General features: G+C 70.0%; 13 protein-coding genes. 5 read left to right on the forward strand and 8 right to left on the reverse strand.

Annotation, left to right across the window (positions count from 1 at the left end; genetic code table 11):
- The first annotated feature begins 61 nt into the window (after positions 1-61).
- Together truA and AC3ENQ_RS03805 are read left to right on the forward strand one after the other, a co-directional pair.
- Positions 62-898 (forward strand): tRNA pseudouridine(38-40) synthase TruA, encoded by an 837-nt coding sequence (gene truA, locus AC3ENQ_RS03800; RefSeq protein WP_431801878.1) that lies wholly within the window; start codon positions 62-64, stop codon positions 896-898.
- An 88-nt stretch (positions 899-986) separates the two neighbouring features.
- Positions 987-1,670, forward strand: a complete 684-nt coding sequence (locus AC3ENQ_RS03805; protein WP_431801880.1) for an endonuclease/exonuclease/phosphatase family protein — start codon at positions 987-989, stop codon at positions 1,668-1,670.
- A 66-nt stretch (positions 1,671-1,736) separates the two neighbouring features.
- On the opposite strand, the gene AC3ENQ_RS03810 is transcribed toward AC3ENQ_RS03805, so the two are convergent.
- Positions 1,737-2,495: a response regulator transcription factor gene (locus AC3ENQ_RS03810; protein WP_431801882.1), complete on the reverse strand. Its 759-nt coding sequence runs from the start codon at positions 2,493-2,495 to the stop codon at positions 1,737-1,739.
- A 193-nt stretch (positions 2,496-2,688) separates the two neighbouring features.
- Here AC3ENQ_RS03810 and AC3ENQ_RS03815 point away from each other — a divergent pair, with 193 nt between their 5' ends.
- A complete protein-coding gene (locus AC3ENQ_RS03815; protein WP_431801884.1) occupies positions 2,689-3,282 on the forward strand; it encodes a hypothetical protein in 594 nt (197 codons plus the stop codon).
- A 22-nt stretch (positions 3,283-3,304) separates the two neighbouring features.
- On the opposite strand, the gene AC3ENQ_RS03820 is transcribed toward AC3ENQ_RS03815, so the two are convergent.
- A complete protein-coding gene (locus tag AC3ENQ_RS03820) occupies positions 3,305-4,390 on the reverse strand; it encodes a diguanylate cyclase domain-containing protein (protein ID WP_431801888.1) in 1,086 nt (361 codons plus the stop codon).
- Positions 4,387-6,027 (reverse strand): sensor histidine kinase, encoded by a 1,641-nt coding sequence (locus AC3ENQ_RS03825; RefSeq protein ID WP_431801890.1) that lies wholly within the window; start codon positions 6,025-6,027, stop codon positions 4,387-4,389. The genes AC3ENQ_RS03820 and AC3ENQ_RS03825 overlap by 4 nt, the downstream gene beginning before the upstream one ends.
- Before the next feature lie 98 nt (positions 6,028-6,125).
- Here AC3ENQ_RS03825 and AC3ENQ_RS03830 point away from each other — a divergent pair, with 98 nt between their 5' ends.
- A complete protein-coding gene (locus tag AC3ENQ_RS03830; protein WP_431801892.1) occupies positions 6,126-7,556 on the forward strand; it encodes a glycosyltransferase family 2 protein in 1,431 nt (476 codons plus the stop codon).
- Positions 7,557-7,761: 205 nt separating this feature from the next.
- On the opposite strand, the gene AC3ENQ_RS03835 is transcribed toward AC3ENQ_RS03830, so the two are convergent.
- From AC3ENQ_RS03835 to AC3ENQ_RS03855, 5 genes are all read right to left on the reverse strand, one after another.
- Complete coding sequence (locus AC3ENQ_RS03835; RefSeq protein ID WP_431801894.1) at positions 7,762-8,736, reverse strand: hypothetical protein; 975 nt, start codon at positions 8,734-8,736, stop codon at positions 7,762-7,764.
- Positions 8,737-8,988: 252 nt separating this feature from the next.
- Positions 8,989-9,861, reverse strand: a complete 873-nt coding sequence (locus tag AC3ENQ_RS03840) for a response regulator (RefSeq protein WP_431802580.1) — start codon at positions 9,859-9,861, stop codon at positions 8,989-8,991.
- A 93-nt stretch (positions 9,862-9,954) separates the two neighbouring features.
- Complete coding sequence (locus tag AC3ENQ_RS03845; RefSeq protein WP_431801896.1) at positions 9,955-10,992, reverse strand: glycoside hydrolase family 6 protein; 1,038 nt, start codon at positions 10,990-10,992, stop codon at positions 9,955-9,957.
- A 45-nt stretch (positions 10,993-11,037) separates the two neighbouring features.
- Entirely contained in the window at positions 11,038-12,279 is a 1,242-nt protein-coding gene (locus AC3ENQ_RS03850; protein ID WP_431801898.1) for a CAP domain-containing protein, read from the reverse strand.
- 104 nt (positions 12,280-12,383) lie between these two features.
- Positions 12,384-13,028, reverse strand: coding sequence for a peptidase M23 (locus AC3ENQ_RS03855; protein WP_431801900.1), 645 nt, complete (start codon positions 13,026-13,028; stop codon positions 12,384-12,386).
- A gap of 421 nt (positions 13,029-13,449) precedes the next feature.
- On the opposite strand from AC3ENQ_RS03855, the gene AC3ENQ_RS03860 reads away from it, so the two are divergent.
- Positions 13,450-13,575, forward strand: a complete 126-nt coding sequence (locus AC3ENQ_RS03860; RefSeq protein ID WP_431801902.1) for a hypothetical protein — start codon at positions 13,450-13,452, stop codon at positions 13,573-13,575.
- Positions 13,576-13,639 lie beyond the last annotated feature (64 nt).

A 13,639-nucleotide genomic window follows, 5' to 3' on the forward strand; every position in this document is an offset into this window, starting at 1 on the left:
TACGGAAGTGTCGCCGGATGTGGAGTCGGAACGCGCGCCGGCGCGCGGATAGGCTGAGGGCGTGCGCCTGCGTCTCGACCTCGCCTACGACGGCACCGCGTTCCGGGGGTGGGCGCGGCAGCCGGGCCTCCGGACGGTGCAGGGGACGCTCGAGGCGGCGATCGCGCGTGTGCTCGGCGGCGACCCGCAACTCGTCGTCGCGGGGCGGACGGATGCCGGAGTACACGCCGCGGGGCAGGTCGCCCACCTCGACCTCACCGACGCGCAGCACGCGCGTCTCGCGAAGGGACGGAACCCCGCGCCCGAAGCGCTCGCCGCCCGCATCACCGGGGTGCTCGGGCCCTACCCCGACGTCGCCGTGCACCGCACCGCCGAAGCCGCGCCCGGGTTCGATGCGCGCTTCTCCGCCGTGTGGCGGCGCTACTCCTATCGCATCGCGGATCTCGAGACCCCGTACGACCCGCTCGAGCGTGCGCGGACGACGACCGTGAAGGCGCGCCTCGACGTCGCCGCGATGGATGCCGCAGCTCGTTCGCTCATCGGCCTGCACGACTTCGCGGCGTACTGCAAGGCGCGCGAGGAGGCGACGACGATCCGCACGCTGCTCGAATTCGGATGGTCGCGGGGCGCCGACGGCATCCTTCTGGCGAACGTGAAAGCCGACGCCTTCTGCCACAGCATGGTGCGCGCTCTCGTGGGCGCGTGCGCGGCCGTCGGTGAGGGGAAGATGACGGTCGCGGACGTCACGCGCATCCGCGACGGGGGCGTCCGCACGAGCGAGAGCAAGGTGCTCGCGGCGCGCGGGCTGACGCTCACCGAGGTCGGCTACCCGGCCGACGACCTGCTTGCGGCGCGCGCCGACCAGACCCGCGCGCGTCGGTCGCTCGACACCGACTGAACACCTTCTCGACGCCCGGCGAATCCATCGCAAACGTGGTGTCAAGACGGAGCGGATTCGCGGCCCGGCGCCCTATGCTGGCGACACGATGAAGGTCATCTCGTACAACCTCAACAAGCACAAGGCGTTCGGCGAGCTCGAGGAGCTCGTCGAGTCGACGGGCGCCGACATCCTGTGTCTGCAGGAGGCGGTCTCGGGGGAGCTCCCCGGCGACATCGCGGGGCTGCAGCTCGTCGACGCGACGGCGCGGAACCGGCTCGGCCTCGCGGTGTACCTGCGCCGCAATACCTTCACGGCGCTCGAGGTGCGCTCGCTGGCGCTCAAGAAGTCGCTCCACGACCGGGTGCTCAAGCCCGCCGAGGAGCGGATGCTCGCGGTGCGCCTGCGCGATATCGATCACGGGCGCGAGTTCATCGTCGCGAGTTTCCACGCGGCGCCGCTCACCGCGCTCAACTCCTTGCGGCGCAAGCAGATCTCGGCGGCCCTCGGCGAGCTCGCGAGTCTCGGCGACGACCTGCCGATCTTGATGGTGGGGGACTACAACTATCCGGTCTTCAAGGAGAATCTTGGCCAGAAGGTGCGTGAGGCGGGCTACGATCTGAGCCTCAGCGACGCGCGCACCTACACGCGGTACAAGTTCTTCCGCGGGCACTACGACTTCGCGACGAGCGTCGGCTTCGACATCGACACGATCACGACGCTCCCGCAGGGTAAGAGCGATCACCTGCCGATCCTGATCACCGCCGCGCCGAAGGCGGCGTCGCGGGTCTGAGCCGCGGGTCTGAGGGGTGCGCGGCAGACGGCATGGAGTCCAGCCGGGTGTGTCGTCGTGAAGAGGTCAGCCGCGCGAGGAATCCACGGGAAGGATGGCACGGTACCCAACCGCGCGCAACGTCTCGATGTAGCGGGGCTCGGTAGCGCTGTCGCCGAGCTTTCTCCGGAGGTTCGTCATGTGGGTCTCGATCGCTCGCTCGTCCGCTTCTGACACGCGGCCTGCCCGGCCCGGTGGCCGCAGGGCCGCCACGAGATCTGCCTTGCTCCGGACCTCAGGAGCCACCTCGACGAGGATCGCGAGCAGCTCGAACTCGGTGCGTGTGAGCACGACGGGGCGCTGCTCGATGGTGACGCTGTGGGTGGATCGGTTCACGAGCAGGCCAGAGGCGCCGACGAGAGGCGCAGACGTCGCGCTCGCCGCTTCCGACGAGGGTGGCGGATGCGCCTCGGACCGACGACGAAGCGCCGCCACGACTCTCGCCCGCAGTTCGCGGGGGCGGAAGGGCTTGGTGACGACGTCGTCCGCGCCGACGCTGAAACCGAGGATCGCGTCAGCCTCCTCGGTGAGCGCAGTGATGAGCAGAATATAGGTGTCGCTGTGTTCGCGAATGCGCCGTGCCGTTTCGAAACCGTCGATGCCGGGCATATTGACATCGAGTGTCGTGATCGTGGGACGGTGAGTGACGACGGCGTTCACCCCGTCGAGACCGTTGTCCACCGCGACGGCCGTGAATCCGGCGCTGGAGAACACCTGCACGAGCAGATCGCGGACGTCCGGGTCGTCGTCGATGACGACGGCGGTGGGGCCGGCGTTCTCGCTCATCTGGGCTCCTTTTCATGCATGCGAAGCTCATTGTGCCACGCCCGTGCGGGCCGGTCCGCGTGGCTCAACGCCCACTCAAGACCAGCTGTGCCGCCGCCGGGCGAGGATGACGCCACTGGTCTTTCCCGGGCGGGCCGTGGATAGGATGTGGGACTGCGCCCATGTGGCCGACAGTGACACGGAGGTGGGCGGGATGCGCACGCGATGGACACTCATCGGCCTCGGCGCGGTGGCGATCGCCCTGGCACTCAGCGCGTGCGACCCCGCGCCGTGGTCGGGAGGAGCGACGGACGAGCCGAGCCCGTCGTCGACATCGACCGCGATCCCGACGCCGGTCCCCAACGATTTGTCGTCGGGGTCGACGCAGCGCACGCTCACCGCCGGAGCGGTCACGGCGACCGTCGACTATTGGTCGGAGCTGTCGATGGAGAAGTGGACGGCAACGGCTCTGAAACCCGTCAAGCTCTCGCTCGTCACGAGCGTGACCCCGGCCGACGGGCAGAAGGTCTACCTGCAGAAGGCGACGATGACCGCCGTTCCGGCGAACTCTGCGGGCTCGTTCGACCCGCTCGCCCCGCAGGTCGACCAGGCGACGACCGCCCCCGGCTACCTCGTGCTCGACCCCTACAGCTATTCGCAGCAGTTCACGGTCGGCGCGGTGCCTGCGGACGCGACGTTCGTGACGCTGGAATTCACCTACGACTTCCTCGTGCAGACCACGCCGACCTCGACCGAGTACGCCAAGCAAACGGCGACCGACAGCCTCACCGTCGCGATCGCGCGCTGACGCCGCGGGCGCGATACCCGGCTCACGCCACGGCGCGCTCCCACCGGTCGCCGCCCGCCGCGGCAGCACGCTCGGCCGCCGAGCGCGCTGCGTCCAGCAGCGCGTCGAGGTCGTACCCGCACTCGGCGACACCGGCCCAACCGATGGATGCCGAGGTGACGGCCCGCACTGCGTCGTGGGGCTGGGCGACCGTCCGCAGGAGGGTGCGCACGCGTTCGCGGATGACGGTCGAGGGAAGGGCGAGGAGCACCGCGAAGGATGCCTGCCCGAGCCGTCCGATGTCGGCTTCGGTCGGGAAGGTCTCGGCGATATCGTCGCCCAGGCGTCCGACGATCGCGGTGAAGCCGGCGTCGCCCGTCGCGGCCCGCACGTCCGATGCGTCGTCGAGCTGGATGTGCACGAGCGCCCAGGAGCGCTCTCCGGCGCGCTCCGCGCGGCGGAGGCGGTCGGCGGCGACCTCCTGGAACGCGGAGCGGCGCGGCGACGTGCTGTCGTCGCGGGCGAGGAAGAGGAGCGTTACGAGCGCGCACACGACGTACGCGAGCATTCCCACCGAGTTGATCGTGCGCAGGAACAGCAACGACTCTTCGGGGTCGCCGGGGGCGACCAGCCCCGCGGCGACGCTCACGACACCCGCGATGACGACGAGGAGAGAGAAGGCCGCGAGCGGCATCGACGTGCTGCCCGCTCGTTCGGGGCGGCGCAGCAGCTCGACGATCGTCAGTCCGGCGAACACCGCGGTCAGACCGAACCCCAGTCGGAATCCCCAGATGTAGGCCTCGGTGCCGTTCAGCGCCACGAGCGCTCCGGAAGACGCGAAAGCGACGATCAGCGCGAGCCACGACAGCGAGGTCGCGCCGCGCAGTGCCCGCAAGCCCGACCAGATGAGGACCGGGGCGGCCAGAAGCACGCCGGTCGCGACGAGGATCAGGCGCGGGAAGCCCGACGCCGTCGCCACGAGCGTCCCGCCGCAGGCGAGCATCACGACGACGAACGTCAGCGACCAGAGTGCCGTCGCCCTGCTCGGACGGTAGAGGAACCCGAGTCCGATCATGCAGACCATCGCGACGGCGGCGACGATGACCTGGGCGAGCTGGATGTCGATCATGCCGGGCCTTCTCCTTCGTCGAGGGGGATGCGGATCGTCGCCGTCGTCCCCGCGCCCGGGTGACTCGTGAGCTCCAGGGTGCCTCCGTGCTCTTCGACGATCGTGCGCGAGATGCCCATGCCGAGCCCGGTGCCCGGCAACCCCGCGTCGCGCGCCGTCTCGGCGCGGAAGTAGTCGTCGAAGACGTGGGGCAGATCATGTGCGCCGATGCCGATGCCGGTGTCGGTCACGCGGATCACGGCATCCCCACCCACCGCCGCGACGGTCACCTCCACCGATCCGGACCGGGGCGTGTACTTGACGGCGTTGCTGACGAGGTTGTCGAACACCTGCCGCAAGCGGAAGGCGTCCGCGTCGATCGGCGCCTCGGGCCCTTCGCGGAGTTCGAGGGACACATCGCCCGCTGCCGCCGCGGGCAGGAACGATTCGACCGTCGCCGCCATGAGAGCCCGCGCGTCGAGGCGGCGGCGCGGGTCGAGGCCGGCCTCGCGGCCGCCCGCGCGCAGGACCTCCGAGATGAGCCGCTCCATGCGCGTGCCCGCCGCCTCGATGAGCTCGAGACGCTCGCGGCTGCGCGGGGGGAGGTCGTCTTCGAGGAGAAGATCGGTGTATCCGACGATCGCCGTGAGCGGGTTGGCGAGCTCGTGCGTGACCGTCGTGGCGAGAGTGCGGCGGGCGTTCTCCGCCTCGACGGCCTCGGTGATGTCGCGGATGACGAGAAGAGTCGTCTCCGATTCGGCCGGGCCGTGGACGAGCTCGCGAGTGGATGCCGACACGATGTGCCACCGGCCCTCGGCGTCGAACAGCCACAGTCGCTCGTCGGAGAACAGTTCGCCGCGTGCCGCGCGTGCCGCGGGGCGGTCGGCCTCGCGGAGTGCCGTGCCGCCGCGCTCGTCGTACTCCACCGAGGTGGGCGGGCGGGACGTGTCGCGCGGATCGATGCCGTAGAGCGCGAGATACGCCTCGTTGATGCCGAGCAGGCGCCCCTCGCGATCGACGCGGGCGACCGCCGAGTCGAGGCCGTTGAGCATCTGGTTGACCCGCCGCTCCTGCGCGCGCACGCGCTCGAGCGTCGCTTCGAGCCGATCGGCCTGTCGGCGCAGCAGGCGATTGAACGCGCGCGTGCGTCGGGCGCTGTTGTAGATCGTGATCGAGATGAACGTCAGCGAGAGGAGGACGACCAGGAAGCGCAGAGTGCTGGTCTCGTCGGCGGTGTGCGTCAAGGCATCCAGCACGACGACGGTTGCGACGAGGCTGAGGCCGGCCACGACCCACGGCACGCGGAAGTGGCTCGCCAGCCAGGCGAGGGGGAACACCCAGAGGAACCCGAATCTCAGTTCGCTACCCCAGGCGAGCAGGCCGATGGCGAGGATGTCGGCGAGCGGCAGCGTCGCGACCGCGCTGCGCCCCGCGCGGTGCCATGGGAGGACGAGCGTCATCATGGTGAGCGCGAGGATCATCACGATGCCGCCCGCGGTCGGTGCCGACGCGAGCACGGCGGGTGCGAGCAGGAGCACGGCGACCGCCACGACGACGACGACGACGGCGAGGGAGAGTTGCCACAGCCAGATCGAGCGCGTGCGCGCGTCGGCCCGGAAGGACACCTGGCGCACGGGCACGGTGTCGTCGGGGGCCATGGTGTAGAGCCTATCCGGGGGAGATCTTGCGGAAACCTTGCGCTCCTCTCCGACGTTCGGAGGGGGTTCGTTGCGGCGGCCCGGGGAGGGTGGAGGACATGACCCTCCCCGGTAGCGACATCGTGCTGGCATCCGACCATCACTTCCCCGACGACTTCGCGTCGGTGCTCGACGACACGTCGACGCATCGCTCGACGATCGGCTGCGTCATTCCCGCGTACAACGAGGAGGAGTCGATCGCCGGCGTCATCGAGGGTCTTCTGGGCCAGACGCGCGTGCCCGACGTCATCCACGTCGTCGTCAACAACACGACGGATGCCACGGTCAAGATCGCCTCGCGCTACGCCGGCCCTCACGAACTCGAGACCGAACTCGGGCCTCAGTTCACCGAGGTCTTCGTCCACGACATCGGGAACAACCCCGACAAGAAGGTCGGCGCGCTCAACTACGGGTACGCCCTCGTCGAGGGCTATGAGTATCTCCTCGGCGTCGACGGTGACACGGTCGCTGACCCGCGCGCGGTCGAGTACTTGGAGTCGGAGGCGGTCTCGGACACCCGCATAGGCGGGATCTCGGCCGTGTACACGATCGACGACAGGCCGATCAGGGGCGGCATCGCGAAGTTCCTGATCGCCGGGCAGCGCTCGCAGTTCGCGGCGTTCAACATGCAGAACCTGCTGCGCGGGCGGAACATGGCCGTCCTCGGCGGGCAGCTGTCGATCTTCGCGACGAAGGCGCTGCGCGACGTCATGCGCGAGAACCGTCAGTCGACGCCGTGGGTGAAAGACAGCGAGGTCGAGGATTCGCTGCTGTCGCTGCAGATCAAGAGCGCCGGCTACCTGACGAAGATCAACCCGCTCGCCCGCGCCTACGTCGGCGGCATGACGACGCTCCGCGGCCTCGACGCGCAGCAGGTGAAGTGGACCTATGGGGCCATCGAGCTGATGTGGCCGGGCCAGCGCGGCGACACGAAGGGGCAGCCCTTCCACCCGAACCTGCGTCTGCGGTGGCTCGAGAACTTCTCGATGCTGACGAACTTCTTCGTGCGCGTCGCGTTCCTGACGCTCCTCGCCGGGTCGCTGTCGATCGGCGCGTTCGTCTTCTCGGCGTGGTGGCTCCTTCCGCCGGTGGTCGCGGTGCTCCTCAACATCCGCATCGCGATGACGATGAAGGAGCGCGACGGGCGTGACATCGCGTTCGCGGCGCTCGTGGTTCCCGCCGAGTTGTACATGTGGGTGCGCATCAGCCACTTCCTGCGGTCGTGGACGCGGTTCCTCTCGCGCAAGAAGGTCGACAACTGGGCGCTGCAGGCCAAGGCCGAGAGCGGCGGCGGGCTCGGGCACTGGGTGCCGCTGGCCGTCGTGGTCGCGGTCGCGGCCGCGGTGACGGTCGTCTGGTGGATGCTGCCGGTGATGGTGCAGTCGACGATCCTGTGGGTTGGCTGGCCGATCGTCGGGGTGATCACCGTCATCCAGACCCTGTCGATGTTCCTCAAGCTCATCCGTCGCCAGCACGGATACAAGGTCTGACGCTTTCGGGGGGAAGCGTCAGTCCCGGCCGCTCCCGGCGTGGCGTATGCCCCGGGGGCGGCCGGATTCTTCGGGGTGGGTCGGCTGCGGCGCGGGCTCAGGGCCGGCTCGCGAATCACCGCCCGATGCGCGAGTCACCGCTCGATTCGCGCGCATCCGGCGGTGATTCGAGAAAGGGACGGTGATTCGCGAGCCAGCTGGGGGTTCAGCGGCGCGGGAGGATCTGGAAGGTTCGCAGGCGCCGCTCGAGGAGCGGAAGCGTCAGGTGCTCGGTCCCCCACCGCCCGAACTTTCGGTGCGTCGTCCCGCGGATCCAGTCCTCGCGCGTCTTCTCGTTGAGAATCGCCTCCTCGAGGGTGAGCGCGCCGCCGCGGATCTGCGGGTCGAGGTACTTCGAGGTCCCGTCGTATTCGCCCCAGGCATCCACCTCATCGAGTCCGAAGTCGACGAAGTACGGGCGTCCGTCCGGTCCGGCCACGGGCACTTGCAGCTGTGGCGGCGCGAATCCCAACTGGATCAGGAGCATGCGGCTCGCACTCTCGCCCGGGCTCTCGGAGCGGCCGTCGGCGAGATCGAGCACCCAGCGCGCGGTCTTGGCGCCCCGCGATCCGGGCCGGATCTTGCTCGCGATGATCAGCCGAAACTCTTCGGCGAGGGACGCGTTGTAGGTGCGCGTCCGGGGGTTCCACGCGACGGAGCGCAGTGCTGCGTCGGCGGCGGCGAGGCCGGCGACCGGGTCGAGATAACGCAGCAGGTCGGCCACCGTCCGCGCGAGCGAGGTGCAGAGGATGCCGGAGATGCGCACGGTGTCGGCATCCTTCACCCGCCATCGGTGATGGGCGACGTCGGGCGAATCGCGGAGCTGACCGTTGAACGTGGGCGCTGCCAGATGGACATGCGTGGGAGTGTGGCGCCACAGGGGCAACTGGTGGAGAACTGCGGCGGACGTGAGGACGGCGGCGGCGTCGGTGCGGGACCGTTCGGTCGCGGCGAGCACCGCGAGAAGGTGCCGGTCCTCGGCGAAGAGCCGGCTCCAGAATTCGGACGTGACGTAACGGCCGGTGGCGACGCGGACAGCTGAGCCGTCGGCGATGAGGCGATCGAGCGCGCGGGCGCGAACGCCGAGCGTCGCGAGCTGGGCGCGGTCGCGGAGCGCCGCGTAACCTTCGTCGGGTGTCATGGGGACAGGGTGCGCGTTGCGCCGCAGGCGTGGGGCGCGGATCGGGCGATCTGTGCACAGTTCGCACGTCGCGCCGATTGTGGAGGAATCGATGGGATGCGCCTCGGCTCCGCCCCTCTCGCTCGCGAATCACCGCCCAATGCGCCAGTCACCGCTCGATTCGCGCGAATCCGGAGGTGATTCGCGAAAGGAGCGGTGATTCGCGAGCCAGGGGCGGGGCGGGAGCCAGGGGTGGGTGCGGGGCGGGGCGCGTCAGAGCTCGGAGGTGAGGCGGTAGCCGACGCCGCGCACGGTCTCGATGTAGCGGGGGTTCGAGGGGTCGTCGCCGAGCTTGCGGCGGAGGTTGGTCATGTGCGCCTCGATCGCGCGCCTGTCGGCATCCCCCACGAAGTACGTCGTGACGTACGACTCGCCGCGCAGCACGAGCGCGAGGTCGGCCTTGCTGCGCACGCGGCGCTTGGACTCGAGCAGCGCCGCGAGCAGATCGAACTCGGTGCGGGTCAGGTCGAGCTCGCGATCACCGATCCGCGCGATGCGCGAGTCGGGTTCGAGCTCGAGGTCGCGGTGCGTGAGCCAGGTCTCGGGGTCGGATGCCGGCCGCACCGGCCCCGAGATGACCACGAGCTCGTCGGGGCCTCCGGCCTCTAGCGCCTGCGCCGCCGCAGCGGCGATGGCGTTCACCGTTACGGACTCGGGGGAGACGGACCGCGTCGGGAACGACGGCCCGACCTTGTCCTGCTGCGGGATCGCCCCGGTGCCCGTCCCGTACGCGCCGCCCGCGCCGCCACCCGCGCCGCCACCACTGACCCCGCGGGGCCGCCGCAGCATCGCCTCGATGCGGGCGCGCAGCTCGCGCGGGCGGAACGGCTTCGTGACGAAGTCGTCGGCGCCGGCCGAGAGGCCCATGACGACGTCGGCCTCGTCGATCTGGCCGGTGAGCATGATGATGTACGTGTCGCTGCGCGCCCGGATGCGCCGCGCCGCCTCGAACCCGTCGATGCCCGGGAGGTTCAGGTCGAGCGTCGTGATGAGGGGCTGGTAGGTCTCGACGGCGCGGACCCCGTCGATGCCGTTGCCGACCGAGATCGTCGAGAACCCCGCCGCTTCGAGCACGTCGGCGAGCATGTGCCGCACTTCGGGGTCGTCCTCGATGACAACCGCCGTCTTGGCGTTGCCGCTCTCCGTCACGTCGTCTCCCGTCCGCCCGTATGCGCCATGCTACCGACGCGCCTGATGCGTCAGCTCGATGGCGGCGGCGGGCCACCACTCTCCGGCGGCGGGTCCCCCGTTGCAGGGGCCGTCGCTCTCGCCGGGAGGTTTGATCCAGAGGTTCGTGTCGACGACGTCATCGCCGATGGTGCCGGATGCCTGCCCCACCAGCCGTCCGGGTGGGTTGCACCACTCGCCGTTCGATCCGGCGCCGTTCCGCGACGTGTCGATGAAGGCGTGCGCGGGCGCATCGAGGTTGCGGGCAACGGCATGGGCGTAGGAGACCTCGGCATCCGTCGCGTTGAAGTTCGAGACGTTGAGGCTGAACCCGCGGACCCCGCCCAGGCCGACCGCCGTGAGCAGGCGCGCCTGTTCGGCGGCGGGGTGCCAGTTCGAGTGTCCGCCGTCGAGGTAGATCCAGGTGTTCTCGCGCTGTAGCGCGGCGACGGCGGCGCGCAGCTGGGCGACCCGGTCGTCGAGATTGCCGCACTCGGTGGCGAGCGAGAGGCTGTCGGGCTCGAGGATCACGACCGCGCGCACCTCGGATGCCTGGACGAGCGCGCCGGCGATCTCGTCGATCCAGGTGGGATAGTCGGTGGGCGAGAGTCCGCCGGCGGAGTGGTTTCCACAGTCGCGTTCGGGCAGCCCGTAGACGACGAGGGCGAGGGTCGCGTCCTGGGTGCGCGCCTCTCCGGCGAGGGCCGTGACGCGCGCCGCGACGGCGCCGATCGGGTCGCGTTCGGGCGTCAGCCAGTACGCGGTGGGCTGGGCGGCGAGGAAGTCCGCGGCATCCTTCGCCTCGCCCGCGTCCGCGGTCGTGTCGGTGCCGGATGCCTGTGCCGCCGCCTGCGCCGCCGCCGATTCGGCGGCGACCACGAACCGGGTGCCCGGGCCGGGTGGTGTCGGTCCGAGCGCGCCGAACCACCCCGTCGCCGCGCCGACGCCCACCGTCGCCGCCACCGCGACGACGACCACCGCCGCGGTGGCGAAGAGCCAGGCGGCGCGTCGCCTTCGAGCGGGGCGGGTGGTGCGGCGGGTGCGCGTCACGCGAACGACTCTAGTTGCGGTGGTGTTGCGGTGGCGCCGATCGAGTTACGGCCAGAGGCGCACGGCCTCCATTCGCAGGGCGCGACCGGTGGTGCCGATCGTGATGTGCTCGCCGGGAGCGCTCGAGCGGCGTACTCCCTGCCAGCCGACGCTCTGCACGTGGGCTTCGGCCCAGATGGCGGCGCCCGGGCTCCACAGCTCGAGGGCCTCCATGCGGAGGGCGCGACCGGTGGTGCCGAGGGTGATCGATGTGCCGGTGCCGGAGGTGCAGGAGATGCTCATCCATCCGACGGTCTGGACATGGGCGCGTGCGCATATGACCAGATCCGTCCGCTGTGTGAGGGTGAGGGCTTCGAGGCGAAGACCGCGACCGGTGGTGCCGTACCCGTCCATCCATCCGATGCTCTGCACGTGTGCCTTCACCGCGAACGCGTCGGCAGGGTTGGCGGGAGTGGTCGGCGTGGGTGCGGGCTTCGGCGCCCCCGTCGGTGTTGCAACGGGTAGCGCGGTCGGCGTCACCGATGCCGACGCGGTGGATGCCGGCGAGACGCCGAAGGCGTTGGTCGAGGTCACGGTGAATGTGTACGCCGTACCCGGGGTCAGCCCGGCGACCTGGATCGATCGTGCGCTTCCCGAGGCTGTCGCTGTGATGCCGCCCGGGTTCGCCGTGACGGTGAAGCCGGTCAGCGTCTGCGTGCCGGTGTAGGTGAGCGTGCTCCAGCTGACGGTGGCGGATTCCTGCCCGGCGGCGGCCTTCACGCCTTGGGGTGCCGCGGCGGTGCCCGGCGTGCGGGTGTACGCGCCGAAGTTCTGTGTGTAATAGGGGCGACCGGCCGCGCTGCAGCCGATGCCGATGCCGATGTGCGTGTAGGCGGCGTTCAGGATGTTGGCGCGGTGACCGGAGCTGTTCATCCACGCGGTGGTCACGTTCGCGACCGTCTGTCCCGTCGCGACGTTCTCCGCGGCGCGCGACCAGCCGGGCGGGATCTCCGTCGAATAGTTCGGGTTGTGCGACATGGATGCCGCTTTCGCCTGCTTCTGCGACCACTTCGTTGCAACCGCGGACAGGGGAGGATTCTCGGTCAGGGGCGCTACGCCGGCCGCCGTGCGGGCGGCGTTGACGTCGGTGAGAATGCGCGCCTGCGCCTGAGCGAGGGTCAGCGACGTGCAGGAGGAGCCTGCGGGGGCGGCGGCTGCCGCGGACGAACTGATGCCGGACAGCAGCAGGACGCACGCGGTGATCGCCGTCCCGGCGACGCCGAAGCGCCGCCTGAAGCGGGTGGACATGTTGTGATCCTCCGGGGGGAAGGAATTGTGGGTGTGTCCTGATTACCAGGTTTCACACCCGCCACGCCAGACGCAGGCGCCATGTGATGCAGCCGTCTCCCGCCTCAGCCGGACGAGCCGACGTCCTCGCCGGTCAGCGACTCGAGCATCACGACCGCGTCTTCCCAGTAGCGGGCGTAATGGTCGGGGTTGCGATTGATCTGAGTCAGGTGGGCAACGGTGGTCGGCGCCCGTTGGTCGCGGTCGGGAACCCGGGCCGTCATCGCGCGATAGAAAAGGGTCGCCGCGGCGTAGGGGTCGAGCCGCTGGTCGCGGGTGCCCCAGGCATCCTGCTGCTGGAAGAGTCCGATGGATGTCGTGCGGGAGCCGTCGGGATTGGTGACGCCGCTCGTCTCCCAGTCGCCGTAGTCGATATTGCGCAGCGACGACTCGCCCATCGCGGTCATGACGGCGATGGCCTGGTCCCGCGGGGACAGCCCGAGGTCGCGGCCCGCGGCGATGATGAGGGCGGCGTTGGCGCGCTGCTGGTCGTCCCACTTCTCGATCGCGGGCGGGGCGGTGGTCGTTGCTATGTAGGCGTTGACGGCGATGAGTGTGACGGCGAGGATCGGCATGACCGCGATCGCGAGCGCGGCGGCGACGATGCGGCGTCGGCGCTGTCGCTGGCTCGGGCGGTGACGGGTGCGGGTGCGGGTGCCTGCGCGGGTGTGGGAGCGCGCGCGGGCGGAAGTGGATGCCGCGCGCGCCATGGAGGGAGTCTCGCATGGGCGCCTGGGAGTGGGCAGGGGATCGCTACCTCACGCGGGGAGTGTGTGTCGGCGTCGCGCACCGGGCCGTGGGGAGCGTTCTCTGTCGATCCATGTGGTGGGATGAACCACGCCGGCGCGTCGACTCCGGTGCCGCCGATGCGGACGCTCCACCCGTCGTCGTGAACGCGACGGGGCTCTACAGCGGGCGCTCCCACCGTCGCGTTCGGCGAGGGCGAGCTTCTGTGCTCGGTTGAACCCTCGCGACCTGCACAATCCTGATCGCCTCGCCCCGCTCGACCGGTGGCCGCCTGGATGAACACGGCGGGTGTGCGGAAGCCTTCTTCGCGAGCGAGTCTTTGCCGAGTTCGGCGTGCGATTGGCGGGCGATCTCGGCGGCAACAGGGGTGAACGCAGCCTCGACGTGGCGCTTCAGAGCGCCGAACGTGTGATGCACGGCGACGAGCTCGCCGGGCGTGAGCGGTTCGGGCGCATGCTCACCGCCGACATTCGCACGTGCCGCGAGGGCCTCGGCGATGCCGGCGAGTGAGTCGTTGTCCATTCTTCGTGAATAGAACAGAACTGCTACACTAGATGACTGTCCACGTCGATAT

Source organism: Microbacterium sp. bgisy203 (genome assembly GCF_057706945.1).